Origin of the sequence: Mycobacterium sp. IS-1496, assembly GCF_001499995.1 — a bacterium.
Taxonomy (GTDB): Bacteria; Actinomycetota; Actinomycetes; order Mycobacteriales; family Mycobacteriaceae; genus Mycobacterium.
In genome coordinates this window covers 1-21,334 of record NZ_LQIU01000022.1, presented here as the reverse complement: position 1 = coordinate 21,334, position 21,334 = coordinate 1, and the positions used below count along the sequence as shown (strand labels likewise).

At 70.7% G+C, this 21,334-nt stretch carries 17 protein-coding genes; 14 read left to right on the top strand and 3 right to left on the bottom strand.

Annotation, left to right across the window (positions count from 1 at the left end; genetic code table 11):
• Positions 1-35: 35 nt before the first annotated feature.
• The 13 genes from AU195_RS12920 (at position 36) to eccE (ending at position 16,564) form a co-directional block, all read left to right on the top strand.
• Positions 36-947 (top strand): oxygenase MpaB family protein, encoded by a 912-nt coding sequence (locus AU195_RS12920; protein WP_059159473.1) that lies wholly within the window; start codon positions 36-38, stop codon positions 945-947.
• Positions 948-963: 16 nt separating this feature from the next.
• Positions 964-1,857 (top strand): class I SAM-dependent methyltransferase, encoded by an 894-nt coding sequence (locus tag AU195_RS12915; RefSeq protein ID WP_059159472.1) that lies wholly within the window; start codon positions 964-966, stop codon positions 1,855-1,857.
• A 132-nt stretch (positions 1,858-1,989) separates the two neighbouring features.
• Complete coding sequence (gene eccA / locus AU195_RS12910) at positions 1,990-3,822, top strand: type VII secretion AAA-ATPase EccA (protein WP_216636388.1); 1,833 nt, start codon at positions 1,990-1,992, stop codon at positions 3,820-3,822.
• Positions 3,819-5,351 carry a type VII secretion protein EccB gene (gene eccB / locus AU195_RS12905; protein WP_059159470.1) on the top strand — a complete coding sequence of 511 codons (1,533 nt, stop codon included), beginning with the start codon at positions 3,819-3,821 and terminating at the stop codon, positions 5,349-5,351. Before eccA ends, eccB begins: the two co-directional genes overlap by 4 nt.
• Entirely contained in the window at positions 5,348-9,331 is a 3,984-nt protein-coding gene (gene eccCa / locus AU195_RS12900) for a type VII secretion protein EccCa (RefSeq protein WP_059159469.1), read from the top strand. Before eccB ends, eccCa begins: the two co-directional genes overlap by 4 nt.
• Entirely contained in the window at positions 9,331-9,639 is a 309-nt protein-coding gene (locus AU195_RS12895) for a PE family protein (RefSeq protein WP_059159468.1), read from the top strand. The genes eccCa and AU195_RS12895 overlap by 1 nt, the downstream gene beginning before the upstream one ends.
• Before the next feature lie 48 nt (positions 9,640-9,687).
• Complete coding sequence (locus tag AU195_RS12890; RefSeq protein WP_059159467.1) at positions 9,688-11,268, top strand: PPE family protein; 1,581 nt, start codon at positions 9,688-9,690, stop codon at positions 11,266-11,268.
• 49 nt (positions 11,269-11,317) lie between these two features.
• A complete protein-coding gene (locus AU195_RS12885; RefSeq protein WP_059159466.1) occupies positions 11,318-11,611 on the top strand; it encodes a hypothetical protein in 294 nt (97 codons plus the stop codon).
• Positions 11,612-11,638: 27 nt separating this feature from the next.
• Positions 11,639-11,926 (top strand): WXG100 family type VII secretion target, encoded by a 288-nt coding sequence (locus AU195_RS12880; protein ID WP_059095677.1) that lies wholly within the window; start codon positions 11,639-11,641, stop codon positions 11,924-11,926.
• 36 nt (positions 11,927-11,962) lie between these two features.
• Entirely contained in the window at positions 11,963-12,844 is an 882-nt protein-coding gene (locus AU195_RS12875) for an ESX secretion-associated protein EspG (protein WP_059159465.1), read from the top strand.
• On the top strand, positions 12,826-14,238 hold the full coding sequence (eccD, locus tag AU195_RS12870; protein ID WP_059159464.1) for a type VII secretion integral membrane protein EccD: 1,413 nt from the start codon (positions 12,826-12,828) through the stop codon (positions 14,236-14,238). Before AU195_RS12875 ends, eccD begins: the two co-directional genes overlap by 19 nt.
• A complete protein-coding gene (gene mycP, locus AU195_RS12865) occupies positions 14,235-15,608 on the top strand; it encodes a type VII secretion-associated serine protease mycosin (protein ID WP_059159463.1) in 1,374 nt (457 codons plus the stop codon). The genes eccD and mycP overlap by 4 nt, the downstream gene beginning before the upstream one ends.
• Positions 15,605-16,564 (top strand): type VII secretion protein EccE, encoded by a 960-nt coding sequence (eccE, locus tag AU195_RS12860; protein WP_059159462.1) that lies wholly within the window; start codon positions 15,605-15,607, stop codon positions 16,562-16,564. Before mycP ends, eccE begins: the two co-directional genes overlap by 4 nt.
• Here eccE and AU195_RS12855 read toward each other — a convergent pair.
• Positions 16,550-17,536 (bottom strand): L-lactate dehydrogenase, encoded by a 987-nt coding sequence (locus tag AU195_RS12855; protein ID WP_059159461.1) that lies wholly within the window; start codon positions 17,534-17,536, stop codon positions 16,550-16,552. The genes eccE and AU195_RS12855 overlap by 15 nt on opposite strands.
• Before the next feature lie 125 nt (positions 17,537-17,661).
• On the opposite strand from AU195_RS12855, the gene AU195_RS12850 reads away from it, so the two are divergent.
• Positions 17,662-19,503, top strand: coding sequence for a pyruvate kinase (locus tag AU195_RS12850; protein ID WP_286149230.1), 1,842 nt, complete (start codon positions 17,662-17,664; stop codon positions 19,501-19,503).
• A 10-nt stretch (positions 19,504-19,513) separates the two neighbouring features.
• Here AU195_RS12850 and AU195_RS12845 read toward each other — a convergent pair whose 3' ends face one another.
• Both AU195_RS12845 and AU195_RS12840 read right to left on the bottom strand, forming a co-directional pair.
• A complete protein-coding gene (locus AU195_RS12845; protein WP_059159459.1) occupies positions 19,514-19,948 on the bottom strand; it encodes a pyridoxamine 5'-phosphate oxidase family protein in 435 nt (144 codons plus the stop codon).
• A gap of 53 nt (positions 19,949-20,001) precedes the next feature.
• Positions 20,002-21,198, bottom strand: coding sequence for an alpha/beta hydrolase family protein (locus AU195_RS12840; protein WP_059159458.1), 1,197 nt, complete (start codon positions 21,196-21,198; stop codon positions 20,002-20,004).
• Between the last annotated feature and the right edge of the window lie 136 nt (positions 21,199-21,334).

Here is a 21,334-nt window from a genome sequence, read left to right as displayed (position 1 = left end):
CAGGAAACATTCGTTCTCACATTTAGGGGTGGCCAATGACGGTCAGCGAACCGATTCCGCACGTCGAGCGTCCGGTCAGCGCACCGGCACATCCCGGCGCGCTGACGCCGCCCCCCGCGCTGGCCCGCCGCGCCGCCGGCATGGAGGACGGGCTGATGGGCGTGGCGCTGCTGGCCGGCCCGGCCAACGTGATCATGCAGTTGGCCCATCCTGGAGTCGGGTACGGAGTGCTGGAGAGCCGCGTGGAGAGCGGTCGCGTCGACCTGCACCCGGTCAAGCGCGCCCGCACCACGTTCACGTATCTGGCCGTCGCCACTCGGGGGAGCGACGCGCAGAAGGCGGCCTTCCGCCGGGCGGTGAACAAGGCGCACGCGCAGGTGTACTCCACCGAGGAGAGTCCGGTGTCCTACCACGCGTTCGACAAGGACCTGCAGTTGTGGGTGGCGGCCTGCCTCTACAAGGGGGCGGTCGACGTGTACCGACTCTTCGTCGGTGAGATGGACGACCAGGCCGCCGAAGAGCACTACCGCGACAGCATGACGATGGGCACCACGCTGCAGGTCCCGCCGGAGATGTGGCCCGCCGACCGGGCGGCGTTCGACAAGTACTGGCAGGAGTCACTGGACAAGGTCCACATCGACGACACCGTGCGCGAATACCTCTATCCGATCGCGGCCTCACGGCTGCGCGGGCTGACCCTGCCGAGGCCGCTGCAGCGTAAGAACGAGGAACTCGCCCTGTTGATCACCACCGGATTCCTGCCGCAGCGCTTCCGTGACGAGATGCGGTTGCCGTGGGATGCCGAGCGGCAGCGGCGGTTCGACCGGCTCATCGGGGTGCTGCGCACGGTCAACCACATGCTGCCGCGCTTCGTCCGGCAGTTCCCGTTCAACGTGCTGCTCAAGGATCTGGACCGTCGCATCCGCACAGGACGTCCCCTGGTCTGACGCGTATAACCGAATCGTGCGTCACGACAACGATTCCTGGGACATCACCACCAGCGTCGGGTCGACGGCGCTGTTCGTGGCGGCGTCGCGGGCGCTCGAGGCCCGTAAGCCCGACCCGCTCGCGGTCGACCCGTATGCGGAGGCGTTCTGCCGCGCGGCCGGCGGCGACTGGGCCGATCTGTTCGACGGCGCGGCGCCCGAGCACATCCTGCACTCCGACTTCGGCAGGCACTTCGTCGACTTCCAGGGTGCGCGCACCACGTACTTCGACGAGTATTTCGCGGCCGCGTCGGCCGCCGGCGTGCGACAGATCGTGTTGCTGGCCGCGGGGCTCGACTCCCGCGCCTACCGCCTGCCGTGGCCCGACGGAACCGTCGTCTACGAACTCGACCAACCGCAGGTGCTGGCGTTCAAGCGGGAGGTGCTCGCCGGGCGGGACGAGAAGCCTGCGGCGCAGTGTCGCGAGGTCGCGATCGATCTGCGCGACGACTGGGGCACCGCGCTGTCCGCAGCCGGATTCGACCCGGCCCGGCCGTCGGCCTGGCTGGCCGAAGGGTTGCTGATGTACCTACCGGCCACCGCCCAGGAGGCGCTGTTCTCCGGCATCGACTCGTTGTCGGCCCCGGGTAGCTGGGCCGCCGTCGAGGAGTCGGTTCCGATGCCCGACGAGGTCTTCGCGGACAAGCGCGAGGAAGAGCGGGCAGCCGGCGACGAAGGCACCTTCTTCACGCTCGTCTACAACCAGCGGCACGCCCCCGCCGAAGAGTGGTTCGGCGGGCGCGGGTGGGCCGCCGAACCGACCGCGCTCGCCGACTATCTGCCCCGTCTGGGACGCCCGGCGCCCGTCGATGATCCCGAGGTCGGCGCGATGATCAGCGCGATCCGACTGGTCACGGCGACCAAGACGTGAGCGGGGTCACCTCTCCGGCGGACGCCGTGCGTCTCGACACTTAGGTTGTGCAATGCTAACTTCACCGAAAGTTAGCCTAGCCATACTTAAGGGGAGAATGCGGGGGCCGAGCGTTCCCGCGCGTAACGACCAATGGAAACGCCTACCGACACACTCGCCGCGCCGAGGTCCGCGCCTGGCCGGGTCGACCGCGACGTGGTCAGCCGGTTTGCCACTTGTTGCCGTGCGCTGGGCCTGACGGTCAACGACCGGCAGCGACCCGCCGACCTCTCCGCCGCCCGCAGCGGATTCGCCGCGCTCACCCACATCGCGCACGAACAGTGCGACACGTGGACCGGCCTCGCCGCCGCCGGGGATGTGAGCGCGCGCGTCGTCGAGGCGATCTGGTCGACCCGGGACAGCGCGGGCGCCCTGCAGCGCCACGTCGAGATGGCGCCGGGGGCGCTGGGCTTCCACTACGACACCGGGCTGTACCTGCAGTTCCGCGCCACCGACCGCGACGACTTCGGCCTGGCCTACACCGCGGCGCTGTGCGACGCCGGCGCGTACGCCGATGCCGACGCGCTGGTCGGTGAGCTCCTCGCCAGACGCCCCGGCTGGCTGCAGGCCCGCTGGCTGCGCGTGGCGATCCACCACCGGACGCAGCGCTGGTCCGACGTCGTGCGGCTGCTCACGCCGGTGGTCAACGACCCGACGCTCGACCCGACCTACGCCCATGCCGCGCGCGTCACGCTGGGCGTCGCGCTCACCCGCCTCGGCATGTTCGCGCCCGCCATGTCCTATCTCGCCGAACCGGCGGGGCCCATCGCGGTGGCCGCGGTCGACGGCGGGCTGGCCAAGGGACTCACCCTCCGGGCGCAGGGCGAGGAGGAGGACGCCGCCGACGTGCTCCAGGAGCTCTACGCGGCCAACCCCGAGAACGCCGAGATCGAGGCCGCGCTGACCGATCCGACCTACGGGCTGGTGACCACCACCGCGGCCCGGATCGAGGCGCGCGCCAACCCCTGGGATCCCGAGACCGAACCGGGCGAAGCCGACTTCGTCGACCCCGGCGCCAAGGACCGCAAGGCGCACCTGCTCATCGAGGCCGAGGCCGAACTCGCCGAGTTCATCGGGCTCGACGAGGTCAAGTATCAGGTCGCGCGGCTGAAAAGCTCTGTGGCCATGGCGATCCGGCGTCAGGAACGCGGCCTGGCCGTCGCCCAGCGCACCAACCACCTGGTGTTCGCGGGTCCGCCCGGCACCGGTAAGACGACCATCGCGCGCGTCGTCGCGAAGATCTACTGCGGACTCGGGCTGCTGCGCAAGGAGACCGTGCGCGAGGTGCACCGCGCCGACCTGATCGGCCAGCACATCGGTGAGACCGAGGCGAAGACCAACGCGATCATCGACGCCGCGCTGGACGGCGTGCTGTTCCTCGACGAGGCCTACGCACTGGTGTCGACCGGCGCGAAGAACGACTTCGGCCTGGTCGCCATCGACACGCTGCTGGCGCGGATGGAGAACGACCGCGACCGCCTGGTGGTCATCATCGCCGGGTACCGCAAGGACCTCGACATGTTCCTCGACGCCAACGAGGGTCTGCGGTCGCGCTTCACCCGAAGCATCGACTTCCCGTCGTACTCGCCGGGTGAACTCGTCGAGATGGCGGTGCGGATGGCCGAGAAGCGCGACAGCGTCTTCGAAACGGCCGCCCACGATGACATGGAGAAACTGTTCGCCCAGCTGGCCGAGTCGTCGAGCCCGGACGCCAACGGCGTCGACCGGCGCAGCCTGGACATCGCCGGTAACGGCCGGTTCGTCCGCAACCTCGTCGAGCGGTCCGAAGAAGAGCGCGAATACCGCCTCGACCACTCGGACGTCGACGACTTCACCGACGAGGATCTGATGACCATCACCGCCGACGACGTACGCAGGTCGGCCGAACCGCTGCTGCGCGGCCTCGGGCTGACGGTGTCGGCATGACCACGCCCGACGACCGCCGGTCGTTCGCCTCGCGGACGCCGGCCAACGACAACCCCGAGCGGGTCACCTACCGTCGCGGCTTCGTCACCCGCCACCAGGTGTCCGGCTGGCGTTTCGTCATGCGGCGCACCGCTTCCGGTGTGGCACTGCACGACACCCGGATGCTCGTCGACCCGCTGCGCACGCAGTCGCGTGCCGTGCTCACCGGCGCGCTGATCCTCATCACCGGTCTGGCCGGCTGCTTCGTCTTCTCCCTGATCCGTCCCGCCGGTTCGGCGGGGACCGACACGGTGCTGGCCGACCGGTCGACCGCCGCGCTCTACGTGCGCATCGGCGAGCAGCTGCACCCGGTGCTCAACCTCACCTCCGCGCGGTTGATCGCCGGCCGGGCGGACAATCCCACCACGGTCAAGACCAGTGAGATCGACCAGTTCCCGCGCGGCAACCTGGTCGGTATCCCCGGTGCGCCGGAACGCATGGTGCAGAACGACTCCCGGGACGCGGAGTGGACGGTGTGCGATGCCTCCTCGGGTGCCGACACCGGCGTGACCATCCTCGGCGGTCCGGTGGCCACCGGCAGTGAGCGGGCCGAACCACTCACCGGCGATCACGCTGTGCTGGTGTCGAACGACGCCGGCGCGTGGCTGCTGTGGGACGGCAGGCGCAGCCCGGTCGACCTGGCCGACCGCGCCGTCACCGACGCGCTCGGCTTCGGCGCCACGCCGGCCACTCCGCGGCCCATCGCCGCCGGGCTGTTCAACGCCATCCCCGAAGCGCCCGCGCTGACCGCCCCGCCGATCCCGGACGCCGGTGCGCCGCCGCGGTTCCCGCTGCCGGTCGCCGCACCCGTCGGCGCGGTGGTCGCAGCCTTCGAGGCCGACAACACGATCCGCTACTACGCGGTGCTGCCCGACGGTCTGCAACCGATACCGCAGGTGCTCGCCTCGATCCTGCGCAACACCAACTCCTACGGCCTGAACCAGCCGCCGCGTCTCGGCGCCGACGAGGTGTCCCGGCTGCCCGCGTCGCAGCTCCTCGACACCGACGCCTACCCGGCCGCACCCCTCACGGTCGTCGACCCGGCCGCCGACCCGGTCACCTGCGCGCGCTGGACGAAAGCCGCTGACGCCGAACAGAGTTCACTCGATCTGCTCTCGGGCGCGGCGCTGCCGATGCCCGAGGGGATGCGCACCCTCGACCTCGTCGGGGCGGGTAACGGCGTGACCGCGGACCGGGTGGCGCTGGCACCGGGCAGCGGCTATTTCGTCCAGACGGTCGGTCAGGAACCGGGATCGCCGACCGCCGGATCGTTGTTCTGGGTCAGCGACACCGGGGTGCGGTACGGCATCGAACCGGGACAGAACGACCAGACCGTTGCGGCTCTGGGTCTTTCCGCTCCACCCGTCCCCGTGCCGTGGTCCGTGCTCGCCCAGTTCGCCGCAGGCCCGACACTGTCCCGGGACGACGCGCTGCTCGCCCACGACACCCTGGCACCCGATCCGAATCCCGCGCGTCTGGAGAACCGATGAGCCGGCTGATCTTCGAGGCCCACCGCCGGCTCCCACCGCCGGCGACCCGTAAGGGCACCATCACCATCGAACCGCCGCCGGAACTGCCGCGGCTGGTTCCGCCGTCGCTGCTGCGCCGGGTGCTGCCCTACCTGATCGTGCTGCTGATCGTCGGCATGATCGTCGCGCTCGTCGCGACGGGGATGCGGCTCATCTCGCCGACCATGCTGTTCTTCCCGTTCGTGCTGCTGTTGGCGGCCACCGCGATGTACCGCGGTACCGACAACAAGATGCGCACCGAGGAGGTCGACGCCGAACGGGCCGACTACCTGCGCTACCTGTCCGTGGTGCGCGACAACGTCCGCGCGCACGCCGCCGAACAGCGCGCCGCCCTGGAGTGGTCGCATCCGGCCCCCGACGTGCTGGCCACCATCCCCGGCACCCGCAGGCAGTGGGAACGGGACCCACGCGATGCGGACTTCCTGGTCCTGCGGGCGGGTCTGCACGACGCCCCCCTGGACACCACGCTGCGGGTCAAGGACACCGCCGACGAGATCGACCTCGAACCGGTGTCCCACACGACACTGCGCGGACTGCTCGACGTGCAGCGCACCGTGCGCGACGCCCCCAAGGGCATCGACATCACCAAAGTCTCGCGGATCACGGTGTTCGGTGAGGCCGATGAGGTCCGCGGTGCGCTGCGGTCCTGGATCGCGCAGGCGGTCACCTGGCACGACCCGAGTGTGCTCGGGGTGGCGCTGGTCGCCCCCGACGTCGACGGCGACGACTGGTCCTGGCTGAAGTGGCTGCCCCACACCGACATTCCCGGCGAGGCCGACGGCGTCGGCCCGGCCCGCTACCTGACCACCGACCTCGACGCGCTGCGCGCGGTGATGACACCCGCCCTGGCCGACCGGCCCGCGTTCCCCGGTGAGTCCGACCGCGGGTTGCGCCACCTGCTCGTGATCGTCGACGACCCCGAGGCCGACGTCGAGGACCTGGTGCGCAGACCGGGTCTGGCCGGCGTGACCGTCGTACACCGGGTCGCCACCCCGCCGCACCGCGAGCAGTATCCGCACCCGGAACGGCCCATCCTGCGGATCGCCGACGGCCGGATCGAGCGCTGGCAGACCGGGGGCTGGCAGGCCTACGTCGACGCCGCGGACACCATGGGCGCCGCCGACGCCCGTCACCTCGCCCGACGGCTGTCGCGCTGGGACTCCAACCCCAGCCAGGCCCGCTCCACCACCACGGGCGGCTCGACATTCACCACGCTGCTCGGCATCCCCGACGCGTCGGCGCTCGACGTCGCCGCGCTGTGGGCGCCGCGGTGGCGCGAGGAGGAACTGCGCGTCCCCATCGGCGTCACCGCCACCGGCGAGCCGCTGTACTTCGACCTCAAGGACGAGGCCGAGGGCGGGATGGGACCGCACGGGCTGATGATCGGCATGACCGGCTCCGGCAAGTCCCAGACCCTGATGTCGATCCTGTTGTCGCTGTTGACGACCCACTCCGCCGAACGGCTGAACGTCATCTACGCCGACTTCAAGGGCGAAGCGGGTGCGGACATCTTCCGCGACTTCCCACAGGTGGTGGCGGTCATCTCGAACATGGCCGAGAAGCGGTCGCTGGCAGACCGGTTCGCCGACACTCTGCGCGGTGAGGTGGCCCGCCGCGAGCAGCTGCTCAAGGAGACCGGCCGCCGGGTGCAGGGCAGCGCGTTCAACTCCGTCACCGAATACGAGGACGCGATCGCGGCGGGTCACGACCTGCCACCGCTGCCGACGCTGTTCGTGGTCGCCGACGAGTTCACGCTGATGCTCGCCGACCACCCCGAGTACGCGGACCTGTTCGACTACGTCGCCCGCAAGGGCCGCTCGTTCCGGATCCACATCCTGTTCGCCTCGCAGACTCTCGACATCGGCAAGATCAAGGACATCGACAAGAACACCTCCTACCGCATCGGTCTGAAGGTGGCCAGTCCCAGCATCTCTCGCCAGATCATCGGCGTGGAGGACGCGTACCACATCGAGTCCGGGCGGGAGCACAAAGGCGAGGGCTTCCTGGTGCCCGCCCCCGGCGCGGTGCCGATCAAGTTCCGAAGCACCTACGTCGACGGCATCTACGAACCGCCGCGGGTGGAGAGGTCGATCGTGGTGCGGGCGCTGCCGCAGCCGCAACTGTTCACCGCCTCGCGCGTGGAACCCGAACCGGACACCGTGATCCCGTCGTCCGTCCCCCAGGCCGAGTCGGCGCCGCCGCGGAAGCTGATCGCCACGATCGGACGGCAACTGGCGCAGTACGGACCCAAGGCGCCGCAGCTGTGGCTGCCCCCGCTCGACGAACCCATCCAGCTGGTGGAGGTGCTGCAGCGGTCGGGCGTACCTGCGCGCCAGTGGCGGTGGCCGCTCGGCGAGATCGACAAACCGTTCGAGATGCGCCGTGACCCGCTCGTCTTCGACGCCACCTCGTCGGCGGCCAACATGGTCATCCACGGCGGGCCGAAGTCCGGCAAATCCACGGCACTGCAGACGTTCATGCTGTCCGCGGCGGCGCTGCACTCACCGCGCGACGTCACGTTCTACTGCCTCGACTACGGCGGCGGCAAGCTGGCTCCGATGGCCGACCTGGCGCACGTCGGCAGCGTGGCGACGCCGCTGGAGCCGGAGCGGATCCGGCGCACCTTCGGTGAGCTCGAGCAGCTGCTGCGGGCCCGGCAGGCACGCGGCGCCCGCGGCGACGCATTCCCCGACGGCTACGGCGAGGTCTTCCTCGTCATCGACAACCTGTACGCGTTCAGCCACGACAACACCGACACCTTCAACACGCGTAACCCGTTGCTGGGCAAGGTGACCGAGCTGGTCAACAGCGGGCTGGCATACGGCATCCACGTCGTCATCACCACGCCCAACTGGCTGGAGGTGCCGCTGAACATGCGCGACGGGCTCGGGCTGCGGCTCGAACTCAAACTGCACGACAGCCACGACAGCAACGTACGGATCGTCGGCGGGTTGCGCCGCCCGGCCGACAGCGTGCCCGCCGACCAGCCGGGCCGCGGCCTGACCATGGCCGCCGAGCACTTCCTGTTCGCCACCCCGGCGCCCGAGCTCATCCCCGCGATCAACGCACGCTTCCCCGAGCAGACCGCGCCGCCGGTGCGGTTGCTGCCGCACAACCTCGCACCCGAGGCGATCGGCCCGCTGTACCCGGGCCCCGAACGGGTCGTCATCGGGCAGCGCGAGGAGGATCTCGCCCCGGTCGTGCTCGACTTCGCGGACAACCCGCTGCTGATGGTGTTCGGCGACACCCGCTCCGGCAAGACGACGCTGCTACGCCACCTCATCCGGACGGTGCGGGAGAACTCGACTGCCGGCGACGTCGCCTTCACCGTCATCGACCGCCGTCTGCAACTCGTCGACGAACCGCTGTTCCCCGACAACGAGTACACCGCGAACATCGACCGCATCACCCCGGCGATGCTCGGACTCGCCGCGCTGATCGAGAAGCGCCGCCCGCCGGCCGGATTGACCCCCGCCGAGCTGAGCCGATGGTCCTACCGCGCCAACGGGGCCGGGCACACCCACTACCTGATCATCGACGACGTCGACCAGATCCCGGACGGACCGGCCGTCAACGGGCCCTACGTCGGACAACGGCCGTGGACCCCGCTCATCGGACTGCTCGCCCAGGCCGGCGATCTCGGATTGCGGGTGATCGTGACCGCCAGGGCCACCGGGTCGGCGCACGCGGTGATGACCGCTCCGCTGTTGCGCAGGCTCAACGACCTGCAGGCGACCACGCTGATGCTGTCCGGCAACCCGCAGGACAGCGGCAAGCTGCGCGGCCACCGGTTCAGCCGGTTGCCCGCGGGCCGGGCGCTGCTGCTCGGCGACACCGACACCCCGACGTTCGTCCAGCTCGTCAACCCGCTGGTGGCCGCGGCGGCGGGCTCGTCTCACACCACCGGCTCGTCCCACACCAATGGAAAGGACTACCGCTGATGACACTTCGCGTCGTTCCAGAAGGTCTGACCGCGGCGAGCGCCGCCGTCGAGGCGCTGACCGCCAGGCTGGCCTCCGCCCACGCTGCCGCCGCGCCGTTGATCGGCACGGTGCTGCCGCCCGCGGCGGACGCCGTCTCGCTGCAGACCGCCGCGGGGCTGAGCGTCAACGGTGGCCGTCACGAGGCGGTCGCCGCCCAGGGCGTCGAGGAACTCGGCCGGTCCGGCATCGGTGTCGGCCAGTCGGGCGCCAGCTACGCCAGCGGCGACGCGATGAACGCCGCCGCGTACATGATCGCCCGCGGCTGACATGAGATCCCCCGTCACTGCGCTCGCCCTGGATATGACCGCCCCGTCATGACCGCCCCCATCTGGATGGCCCTGCCACCCGAGGTGCACTCGGCGCTGCTCTCCAGCGGCCCCGGCCCCGGGTCGCTGCTGGCCGCCGCGGGAGCGTGGCAGTCGCTCAGTGCCGAATACGCCTCGGCTGCAGCGGAGTTGACCACCATCCTCAGCTCTGTGCAGGCCGGATCATGGGAAGGGCCCAGCGCCGAACAGTATGTCGCCGCGCACACCCCCTACCTGGCATGGCTGGCGCAGGCCAGTGCGAACAGCGCCGCGACCGCCGCGCAGCACGAGACGGCGGCCGCCGCGTACACCACGGCCCTGGCCACCATGCCGACGCTGGGTGAACTCGCCGCCAACCACGCCACCCACGCGGTCCTGCTGGCCACGAACTTCCTCGGCATCAACACGATTCCCATCGCCGTCAACGAGGCCGACTACGTGCGGATGTGGATCCAGGCCGCGACGAGCATGAGCACCTATCAGGCCGTCGCGGGCGCCGCGGTGGCCGCGGCGCCGACCACGACGCCCGCACCGTTCCTGCTCGCGCCGGGTGTCGGCGAGGCGGGCGAAGCGATGGCGACCATGCAGCAGGTCGGCGCGCAGGCCCAGGCATCCGAATCCGGTTCGGCGCTCAACATCTCCGACAGCATCAACCAGCTGCTCGAGATGTATCTGCAGAACGTCCCGGGTGGCCAGGAGATCATCGACTTCCTGCGCGACCCCCTGGGAAACCTGCAGACGCTCATCAACGATTTCATGACCAACCCCTCGGCCGCGCTGGTGACGTGGGGTCCGCTGCTGTCGGCCGTCGCGTACCAGGTCTTCACCAACCTCGTCGGGTGGCCGACCTGGGCGATGATCTTCGCCTCGCCGTTCCTGCTCGCCGCGCTCATCCCGCTCGGCATCGCCGGTCTCGTGCTCATCATCGACGCACTGAAACCCGAACTGACGCAACCGCCGCCCGCTGAAGCGGTGGAACCCGCGCCCGCACCCGCCGCTCGACCCGATCAGCAGGTGCTGCCGGTGGCCGGGGTCCCCGCGCCGACCGCCCCGGTGACGCCGGGGACCGCCCCGGCGGCCGGTTCGGCGGCGGCACCGGCCGCACCCGCACCAGCCGCGGCAGCGGCCGCACCGCTGGTGCCGTTCGCGGTGCGCGGCGGCGACCCCGGCGAGGGGTTCACCCCGACCCTGCGTGATTCCACCAGCGCGAAGGCACCGGCGGGCGACATCCCCGCGGCGGCAGCCGCATCGGCCGCGGCCGCCGCGGCGGCACGACGGAAACGTCGGCGCCGCAAGATCGCCGAGGTGAAGGGCCGCGGATACGCCGACGCCTACATGGATTACGAGGACGATCCCGACGAATCGCCGGTCGAGGAACCGCGGGTGGCGGCCTCCTCACGCGGTGCGGGCCCGATGGGCTTCACCGGCACCGCACCCGGAGCGGCCGACGCGCGGGCGACGGGGTTGACCACGTTGTCCCCGGACGCGTTCGGTTCCGGGCCGGTCACCCCGATGCTGCCCGGCACGTGGGATCCCGACGGCGACGCCGGGCAGACCGGCGACGAGCCGGAAGGGGGACCGCGCACCTGATCCGACCATCTGTGCCGCAACAGCTTTCCGCACTCCGAAAGGAACATTCATGAGCATGCTCGACGCCCACATCCCGCAGCTGGTCGCCTCCGAGGCCGCGTTCGGCGCCAAGGCCGCGCTGATGCGCAGCACCATGGCGCAGGCCGAACAGGCCGCGCAGTCCTCACAGGCCTTCCACATGGGCGAGTCGTCGGCCGCCTTCCAGGCCGCCCATGCCCGGTTCATCGAGGTCTCGGCGAAGATCAACGCCCTGCTCGACATCGCCCAGGTCAACCTCGGCGAGGCGGCGGGCACCTACGTCGCCGAGGACGCGGCGGCCGCCAGCACCTACACCGCCATCTGACCGCACGCCCCGACCGAGGAGATTCCCATGTCGCAGATCATGTACAACTACCCGGCGATGCTGGCGCACGCGGGTGAGATGTCCAGCTACGCAGGCGCGATGCACGCCGTCGGCGCCGACATCGCCAGTGAGCAGGCCGCCCTGGCCGGCGCCTGGCAGGGTGACAGCGGTATGACGTACCAGGCCTGGCAGGCCCAGTGGAACGCCAGCCTCGAGGAACTCGTCCGCGCGTACCGTGCGATGGCGAGCACCCACGAGATGAACACCATGTCGATGAGCGCCCGCGATCAGGCCGAGGGCGCCAAGTGGGGCTGAGCGCTTCCCGACGAGCTCGGCCGGTATCGGGTTGCAGTGGGTCCCAACGCCGTTGAGCTGACCGCCGCTCAAGCGTGGTTCGTCGCCGACGCCATCGGCGCGGGATCGCTGCCCTGGGTGCTGGCCGTCACGCCGCCGTACAGCCAGGAGGCCGATCGGGCGACGTTCACCGCCGAGACGGTGGCCGCGCTCGAATCGCTCGGGGTGATGTCCGGCGACGGGGTCGTCGACGCCGGGGTGGCCGACTGGTTCCGGACGGTGTGCCGCGCGCAGCAGTGGCTGGACTGCAGGTTCGTGTCCGGCCGGGGTGCGTTGCTGCGCGGTGTGGTGGCACGCCGTGCGGGACAGACGGTCGTCGCGTTGCGCAGCGGCTCGCTGATCACGTTCACCCGCATGGACATCGACCACCCGCACGCGCTCGTGCCGGTGCTCTGCGCGGGCCTGTCGGGACGGACGCCTGGCCGTTTCGCCGAGTTCGCGCTGCCGACCGACGTCGGTGCGCGCGCCGACGAACAGATCCGGCAGGGCACACCGTTGGCAGAGGTGCTCGACTTCCTCGGCATCCCGCCGTCGGCGCGCCGGATCGTCGAGGCGGCGTTCGACGCCTCCAGGACCTACGTGGAGATCGTGGCGGGTGAGCACCGCGACGGTCACCGGGTGACCACGCAGGTCGGCGTGAGCGTCGTCGACACCACCGAGGGCCGGGTCCTGGTGAGCCCGGACAGAGCGTTCGACGGCGAGTGGGTGTCGACGTTCGCGCCGGGCACCCCGTTCGCCATCGCGGCGGCCGTCGAACGGCTGACCGGATCCCTGCCGGGCGGGAACTGGTTCCCCCACCTGCACCTCACCCGAGACTTCGACACCCACGAACACGACACGAGAGAACCGAGAACACGACAATGTCCGACAACACTGTGATGCCGATCGTGCGGGTGGCCGTACTGGCCGGTGGCGACGACGGCGGCCGGCTCACCGAGATGGCGCTGCCCGCCGATCTGCCGCTGCGTGAGATCCTGCCCGCCGTGCAGCGCATGGCACGCCCGCACGATGGCGGCGACCGGGACGATTCGGCGCCCGAGCCGGTGCGGCTGAGCCTCGCCCCCATCGGCGGTGCGCCGTTCAGCCTGGACGCGACGCTGGACACCGTCGGCGTGGTCGACGGTGATCTGCTCGCGCTGCAACCGGTGCCCGCGGGCCCGACCGCCCCGCGCATCGTGGAGGACATCGCGGACGCGGCGGTGATCTTCTCCGCCGCGCAGGAGAAGCGTTGGGGGCCCGCGCACATCAAGCGTGCCGCCGCAGCCGCCGTGGTGGGGCTGATCGTGGTGGCCACCGGTCTGAGCGTGGCGCACCGCCTGGCCACCGGGCACGGGCTCGGACTGATCGTGGTCTGCGCCGTCGCGGTGGCCGCGGTGCTCGGCGCGCTGCTCAGCCGTGCCGCATCACCGGCACTGGCCAGCGCCCTGGCAGTGGCCGCGCTGCCCGCCGTGGCGGCCGCGTTCGCGCTGGCGGTGCCCGGCGACTTCGGCGCTGCGCAGATCCTGCTCGCCGCGGCAGGGGTCACCGCCTGGTCGGTGATCAGCCTGACCACCGGCGACCGTGCGGTCGCGTTGTTCACCGCCACCGCCGCAACGGGTTTCGGGGTGCTGCTGACCGCCGCGGCCGCATCGGTGTGGACGCTGTCGGACACGGTGCTGGGTTGTGTGCTCATCCTCGTCGGCCTACTGGTCACCGTGCAGGCCGCACAGCTGTCTGCGATGTGGGCCCGGTTCCCGCTGCCGGTGATCCCCGCACCCGGCGACCCCACGCCGTCGGCGCAGCCGCTGCGCGTGCTCGAGGACCTGCCGCGCCGCGTGCGGATGAGCCAGTCGCACCAGACCGGGTTCCTGGCCGCGGGCGTGCTGCTCAGCGTGACCGGATCGCTTGTGCTGGTGGGACAGCAGGACGTGTCCCGCTGGGCGTGGTACGTCGTCGTGGCCGCCGCGGCAGGCGCGGTGTTGCGCGCCCGTGTCTGGGATTCGGCGCCGTGCAAGGCGTGGCTGCTCGCACATCCACTGCTGCTGAGCGTGGCGCTCCTCGTGCTCTTCGCCGCCACCGACCGGTTCGACGCCGCTTGGTGGGCGCTGGCCGCGACGGCGGCGATCGTCGTGGTGTGGGCGGTCGTGGCGCTCAACCCGTCGATCGCCTCACCCGAGACGTACTCGCTGCCCATGCGCAGGCTCGTGGGCTTCGCCGCGGCCGGTGTCGACGCATCGCTGATCCCCGTGATGGCCTATCTCGTCGGACTGTTCAGTTGGGTGCTCAACAGGTGATCCGACCGCTGGCCCTACTCGCCGTCACCGGAGCGGTCGCGCTGCTCGCCGCGCCGCCCGCGGTGGCGGTGAGCCCACCGGAGGTGGACCCCGCGACACCGCCGCCGTCGGGCGCCGCCGGACCGGTGCAGCCGATGGCGCAGCGTGGTGACTGTGTGGTGGGTGGTGTCCTGGCAGGCAGCGATCCCGGCGCGGTCAACCCGAATCAGCTGGCGCTGAACCTCTCCGATGCCTGGCGGCACAGCCGCGGCGACGGCCAGACGGTCGCCGTCATCGACACCGGCGTGAAACCCGGGCCGCGGCTGCCGAACGTCGAACCGGGCGGGGACTACCTCGCCTCGACCGACGGGCTCACCGACTGCGACGGGCACGGCACGCTTGTCGCCGGCCTGATCGCCGGCCAACCCGGCGACGACGGCTTCTCCGGCGTGGCGCCGGGTGCCCGCATCGTCTCCATCCGGCAGAACTCGCCGCGCTTCTCGCCGGTCGACCCGGGGGAGGACCCCGCCGTGTCGCGGGCCGCGGCCGACGTCGCGAGCCTGGCCCGCGCCGTCGTGCGGGCCGCCGATCTCGGCGCGCGCGTCATCAACATCTCGGTGGTCAGCTGCCTGCCCGCCGGCCGCAGCGTCGACCAGACCGAACTCGGTGCGGCGCTGCGGTATGCGGCCCGCGAGAAAGATGCGGTGATCGTGGCGGCCGCGGGCAACAGCCGGGCGGGCATGAACACCGGATCGGCCTGTGAGTCCAACCCGCTCGGCAACGCAGGCAGCCCGCGCGACCCGCGCAACTGGGCCGGGGTGACGTCGGTGTCGATCCCGTCATGGTGGCAGCCGTACGTGCTGTCCGTCGGGTCGCTGAACGCGACCGGTCAACCGTCCGAGTTCACGATGGCCGGTCCGTGGGTCGGGATCGCCGCGCCGGGCGAGGGGATCACCTCGGTGGGCAACGGCCCCGGCGGGGGGCTCGCCAACGGGCTGCCCAACGACCGCAACGAGCTGTTCCCGGTCAGCGGGACGAGTTACGCGGCGGCCTACGTGTCCGGCGTCGTGGCGCTGGTGCGCAGCAGATTCCCCGCACTCACCGCGGAGCAGGTGGTGCAGCGGCTGACCGCGACCGCCCACGGCGGCCCACGGTCGCCGTCGAACGTGGTGGGCGCAGGAAGCGTCGACCCGGTCGCCGCGCTGACATGGCAGCTTCCCGCTGAGGAGGCGACCGACGCGGTGCAACCGAAACCGGTTGTCGCGCCACTGGTTCCACCCGCCCCCGACGACACACCCCGAACGGTCGCCCTGATCGGCACCGCGGCGCTCGCGCTCACGGTGCTCGCCGCCGTGCTGGCGAGCCGACGACGAAAGGACGAGGCCTCATGACGGCCAGGATCACGTTGGCGCTCTTGTTCGCCATACCGGCGGCGCTGGCGTACCCGTGGGAATCCACCACCGACCGGTGGCTGCTCGGCGTGGCGATCGCCGTCGTGGTGGTGCTCTTCGCCTGGTGGCGGGGACTTTTCGTCACCGATATGGTGCGGCGGCGCTTCGCGATCGTGCGGCGCAACCGGCGTGGCGGGCACACCCGCAGGCAGGAACCGTCGGCGCACTTCGCCACGGTGGCGCTGCGCGTCGACGAGGCACCGTCGAGTGACCTGCCGCTGCCGCTGCTGGCCGGCTATGTCGACCGCTACGGGGTGCGCGCGCACAAGGTGCGGGTGGTCAGCCGGGATGTCGCCGGACAGCGGTCGACGTGGATCGCGGTGACCGTCGGCGCCGCCGAGAACCTGGCGGCGCTGAGGGCCCGCTCCGCTGATCTGCCGTTGCGGCAGACCACAGAGATCGCCGCCCGCAGGCTCACCGACCACCTGCGCGAGCTCGGGTGGACGGTGACCCCCGTCGACGAGACCGACTCGCCGGTGCCGCGATCGGCGCGCGAGACATGGCGCGGACTCCGCGGCGAGGACGGCCACGTCGCGACCTACCGGGTGGCGGTCGACGATCGGGTGGCCGACACCCTCGCCGCGGTGTCGGCGCTGCCGTCGACCGAGACGTGGACGGCCGTCGACATCTCGGGTGACCCGCAAAATCCCGAGGTCGTCGTCGGATGCGCGCTAGGCACCGAGGACCGGCCGAAGGGCAAGGCGCCCATTGGCGGTCTGACACCGCACCGTGGCAGGCACCGCCCCGCTGCCGACGCGCTGCACCCGCTGGCCGACGAGCGGCTCGAAGGCCGACCCGTGCCGGTCACCGAGGATGCCCTGCACCGGCTGCGTTGGCCGGTCGACCGCCGGCCGGCCGCCGAACTCGTCGAGGCCGGGTCGTCAGATCCCCAGTGACCGCTGGACGCCGCGCAGCGTCTGCGCCGACGTCTGAAGTCCCCGCAGTTCGTCCGGGGAGAGCTCCACTTCCAGGACGCGGCCCGCGCCACCGGCCGCGACAACCGTGGGTAGCGAGAGCGCGACACCGGTGATCCCGTACGCGCCGCGCTGGACGGTCGACACCGGCAGCACACGGTGCTGATCACCGAGAACCGCTTCGACGATCCGTGCGGTCGCGAGCCCGATGGCGAGGTTCGTGGCGCCCTTACCCGCGATGATCTCGTACGCGGCGTTGACCACGCCCGCGGCGATGTCCGCGCGCGTCGGTTCGTCGAAGACCGGGCGGCCGTCCGCACGATACGAGTCGGCGCGCACACCGCCGATGGAAAGCGTTGACCACAGCGGGATCTCGGAGTCACCGTGTTCGCCGATCACGAGCGCGTGCACGTTGCCCACCGCGATCGCCGCCTGCTTCGCCACGAGGTAGCGGAACCTGCTGGAGTCCAACACCGTTCCGGTACCGAAGATCTGACCCGTCCGCGAATCGACTGCCGTGGAGGCGGCGTAGGTCACGACGTCGACCGGATTGGTCACGAACACGACCACTGCATGAGGCGAGTGCTCGATCAACTGCGGCGTGAGCTCCTGTGCCATGGCCACATTCGCGGCTGCGAGGTCGAGGCGGCTCTGCCCCGGGTGCTGTTTGGCGCCCGCGGTGACGATGATGACCGAGGAGCCCGCGGTGACGGCGATGTCGTCGGATCCGTCGACCGCACACTCGGGCACGAACTGGCTGCCGTGGTTCAGGTCGAGGACCTCGGCGTTCACCTTCGCGGTGTTGGTGTCGTAGAGCGCCAGCGCGCCGGCGGAGCCGCGGATCAGGCAGGCGTAGGCGATCGCGGTGCCGACACTGCCCGCACCGATGATCGACACCTTCCGTGCCCGAACCGGCCGGATCGTCGTTTCTGGGGAGAAGTTCACGCCAGCCATGATGGCCCCTTGCCGTGATCGGCGTCCGGTGTTCATCTCCGGGTAACCGGCGGCCCATAGCGTGGTGGGGCCGGGCCACCATCGACGATCAGGAGCGCGAACACGTGCCGACTTCCCCGATCCGAGTGATCGACTCCCGGGCATCTGCCGACGGCGGCCCCGTCGATCTGCTCGAGGACCTGGACGAGCTGATCGAGGGTCTCGGACATGCGGAGAGCGCGTGGTCGGACCGGTTGGAGGAGGTGTGCCCGGAGTACCGGTTCAGCGCACGGAACATGGTCCACTACTGGTCCATCCGGCAACGCGACCTGCGACCCCTGCAGACCCGGCTGGCGTCTGTCGGCCTGTCGTCGCTGGGACGGAGCGAACCGCATGTGGAGGGCGCGTTGCGGGTCGTGCGCGCCGCGGCCGCCGCGATCGACGGCGGTCCGTGGACACCCCGGGAAGCCGTCCGCGTCGACCTCGAGCAGGGACGGGAGTTGTTGCGGCGCCGGACCGCCGACCTGCTGGGGGCCGCGCCCGCCGATCGTGAGACCCGCATCATGGTGACCCTCCCGTCGGAGGCGGCGACGAACTTCGAACTCGTTCGCGAACTCGTCGACCGGGGTATGGACGTGGCCCGCATCAACTGCGCGCACGACGGCCCGGCGGCGTGGTCCGCGATGGCCGACCATGTCCGCCGTGCCGGCGCGGTGACCAGTCGCGGCTGCCTCATCGCGATGGATCTGGCCGGACCGAAGCTGCGCACGGGCCCGATCCAGCCCGGACCGCGGGTGGTCAAGCTCAGGCCCGGGCGCGATGCCCTCGGCCGCGTCGCGGCACCGGCGCGCGCCTGGCTCACCTCCGCCGAGAATCCCTCACCTGCGCCGGAACCCGAACTGGTGACGGTGCCGGTCGACGACGGCTGGCTGAGCCGGCGTCAGGACGGCGACGTGATCAGGGTGCGCGACACCCGCGGCGCCAAGCGCACACTCGTGTTGACCGAATGCGATTCCGCCGCGGGCGGTCTGCTGGCCACCGGGGTCAAGACGACCTACCTCGCCAGCGGGACGCTCCTGCACGTTGAGGATGCCCATGACCCGTGCCCGGTCGGCCTGCTGCCCGCACGAGAGCAGACCCTGCTGCTGAGCCGCGGTGACGTGCTGACGTTGACCAGGGACTGCTCCCCGGTACCCGCCGACCACGGGGGTGCTCCGCGGATCGGTTGCACGCTGCCCGAGGTGTTCGACAACGCGTGTGTCGGGCAGGCGATCCGGTTCGACGACGGCCGGATCGGCGGCGAGATCGTCGCGGTCGCCCGCGACGAACTGCGTGTCCGCATCGACCAGACCGGGTTCGGCGGCTCGAAACTGGCTGAGGCCAAGGGCATCAACGTGCCCGACACCCATCTTCCGGTTTCGGCCCTGACCGCCAAGGACGTGGCTGACCTCGCGACGGTCGTCGAGCTCGCCGACATCGTCCAGATGTCGTTCGTGCAGCGGCCATCCGACATCACTCGCCTGCACGAGGAACTGCGCCGACTCGGCGGCGAGCGGTTGGGGGTGGTGCTCAAGATCGAGACCAGGCGGGCGTTCGCGAACCTGCCCCAACTATCGCTCACCGCCATGCGCCTGCCCGGCGTCGGTGTCATGATCGCCCGCGGTGATCTCGCCGTCGAAGTCGGTTACGAACGGTTGGCAGAGGTTCAGGAAGAGGTCCTGTGGCTCTGCGAAGCGGCGCACCTGCCGGTGATCTGGGCGACCCAGGTGCTCGAGCAACTGGCGAAGAGCGGCATGCCGTCGCGCGCTGAGATCAGCGATGCGGCGATGGGGGAGCGCGCGGAGTGCGTCATGCTCAACAAGGGCCCGCACATCGGGGACGCGATCAGCGTGCTCGACGGCATACTGCGCAGGATGGATGATCACCACTACAAGAAGAATGCCCTGCTGCGGCAATTGCATTCGTGGCGCCCGGATACGGAGGGGTGACGACGTCGCGCTACGCCGGCGGCGGCTGGACGCCCAGGTCCGGACCGAACACGAACCGGCGTCCGGTCACCCGCTCGGGCCGGATGCGTACGACGTGCTCCTTGGCCGTCGCGGTCCACGGAAACAACTCTGTCTCAAGCGCTTCGAGAATAGGGCCGTCGTCCTGAACGGGCCGCGCAGTGCCTTTGACGACGACGCTCCAACCCTCGGCTTCGGTGTGGGAATCCGCCTCGAACAGCACATGGTCGCTGATCGCGGTGCTCGTGAGTTTGGTGCCCTCGGCCGTGCGGAACAGCACCGTCCGGTCCCGGACGACGAAGTTCACCGGGAAGAGTTCCGGTCGACCGTCCGCACAGGTGACGAACCGTCCCAGGGCCACGCCCCGCAACAGGCTCCAACATTCGCTCTCCGGCAGGATGGACACCGGCCGATACTCCGCGGACATGGTCGGCGACGCTACCCGCGGACCCGGACGCCGTCGGGAACCGGAGGTGACGGTCAGTCGAACATGAAGCCACGCAGGAATCGCGTCATGCGGCGCAGGTAGTCCGGCTGGCTGACGTGCAAGAGGTGGTTACCCGGGAACCAGTGGAACGCACACCGCTCCCAGTGCTCCCACAACAGCTCCGCCTGCTGCGGCGGCGCCAACCGGTCCCCGAGACCGGTGATGATCAACCGGCGGTCCCGTGGCACCAGCGGTGCGTAGTTCAACGGGGACGGGTAGCACGACGCCGCCGCCTCGAGCTCCGGGTCCAGCCCGGCGATCCGGCGGTTGAGCGCCACCAGCTTGTTGGCGGGGAACCATTCGTCGACCGTGCGGTCGGGCGTCACCACGGGCACGTTGGGGATGACGGCCCGGATCCTGTCGTCCACGCAGGCCAGCAGCGCCGAGGTGAACCCGCCCAACGAGATTCCGGTGACCGCGACCCGGTCGACACCGGTGAACTCGAGATGGTCCACCAGCGAACGGAAGTCGTGGACGGCCTGGGCCATCGCCTCGGCGAATCCGGCGAACCCGTTGGCGAAGTAGCCGTATCCGCTGTAGGGCGAATACTTCTCGGCGCGGCGGCCGTGGAACGGCAGCGTGTACAGCAGGACGTCGTAGCCGGAGCGGTAGAACCACGGCAGCGACAGGAACTGGCCGTTGAACAGGTAGGCCGACCCCATGAAGCCGTGGATGACGCACAGCGTCGGGCGTGGCCCGTCGTCGTGGCGCCAGTGCTGAGCGTGCACGACGTTGTTGCGCTGGTATCCGCGACAGCGGTCGCGCAGCGCCGGGTTGACCGCCTCGAAACTGCTGCGGAACCGGATGTTGTGCACGCGGCCGTGCGCGGTCCACTCGGCGACGGGGTTGGCCGGCCGCGACGAGATGCGCGGCGGCACGGTCGGCGCCGGGAACGAGGCCTCCGGGTCCCGCGCGGCGGCCAGTTCACCGTAGAACCGCAGGTGTTCGGTGTCCGCCCGGACGGTCGACGGTCTCAGCGCGGCGGCCACCACCGACGGCAGCATCGCCGCACCGACCATCGAGGCGACACCGGTGCGCAACGCGATGTCCGCGACAGCCGACGAGTCGACGATCAGGCGCTGGCCCAAGGTGAGGTCGGCGCGCCGCGGCAGTCCTCGGTTGCCGGCGTCGCCGCCGGGGATGTCGGGTAGGGGGACGGGTGGGTCGACCGGATCGACGGATGACGTCATCGACAGCGATGGTAGCCCGCCAGCGGGTCGCCCACTGTGTACTCAGGGCGGGAAATCGGCGGCGGTTTCAAGCGGTCGATGCAACAGCTGGTGGGTTGGACAGTAGTTGGTTGAGGGCTTCGGCCGGTGTTTTCCA

What these genes read in the sequence shown, in the direction of transcription:
- AU195_RS12920 (WP_059159473.1), top strand. Translation starts at nt 36, where the DNA reads ATGACGGTCAGCGAACCGATTCCGCACGTCGAGCGTCCGGTCAGCGCA.
- eccA (WP_216636388.1), top strand. Translation starts at nt 1,990, where the DNA reads ATGGAAACGCCTACCGACACACTCGCCGCGCCGAGGTCCGCGCCTGGC.
- eccB (WP_059159470.1), top strand. Translation starts at nt 3,819, where the DNA reads ATGACCACGCCCGACGACCGCCGGTCGTTCGCCTCGCGGACGCCGGCC.
- eccCa (WP_059159469.1), top strand. Translation starts at nt 5,348, where the DNA reads ATGAGCCGGCTGATCTTCGAGGCCCACCGCCGGCTCCCACCGCCGGCG.
- AU195_RS12895 (WP_059159468.1), top strand. Translation starts at nt 9,331, where the DNA reads ATGACACTTCGCGTCGTTCCAGAAGGTCTGACCGCGGCGAGCGCCGCC.
- AU195_RS12890 (WP_059159467.1), top strand. Translation starts at nt 9,688, where the DNA reads ATGACCGCCCCCATCTGGATGGCCCTGCCACCCGAGGTGCACTCGGCG.
- AU195_RS12885 (WP_059159466.1), top strand. Translation starts at nt 11,318, where the DNA reads ATGAGCATGCTCGACGCCCACATCCCGCAGCTGGTCGCCTCCGAGGCC.
- AU195_RS12880 (WP_059095677.1), top strand. Translation starts at nt 11,639, where the DNA reads ATGTCGCAGATCATGTACAACTACCCGGCGATGCTGGCGCACGCGGGT.
- eccD (WP_059159464.1), top strand. Translation starts at nt 12,826, where the DNA reads ATGTCCGACAACACTGTGATGCCGATCGTGCGGGTGGCCGTACTGGCC.
- eccE (WP_059159462.1), top strand. Translation starts at nt 15,605, where the DNA reads ATGACGGCCAGGATCACGTTGGCGCTCTTGTTCGCCATACCGGCGGCG.
- AU195_RS12855 (WP_059159461.1), bottom strand. Translation starts at nt 17,536, where the DNA reads ATGGCTGGCGTGAACTTCTCCCCAGAAACGACGATCCGGCCGGTTCGG.
- AU195_RS12845 (WP_059159459.1), bottom strand. Translation starts at nt 19,948, where the DNA reads ATGTCCGCGGAGTATCGGCCGGTGTCCATCCTGCCGGAGAGCGAATGT.
- AU195_RS12840 (WP_059159458.1), bottom strand. Translation starts at nt 21,198, where the DNA reads ATGACGTCATCCGTCGATCCGGTCGACCCACCCGTCCCCCTACCCGAC.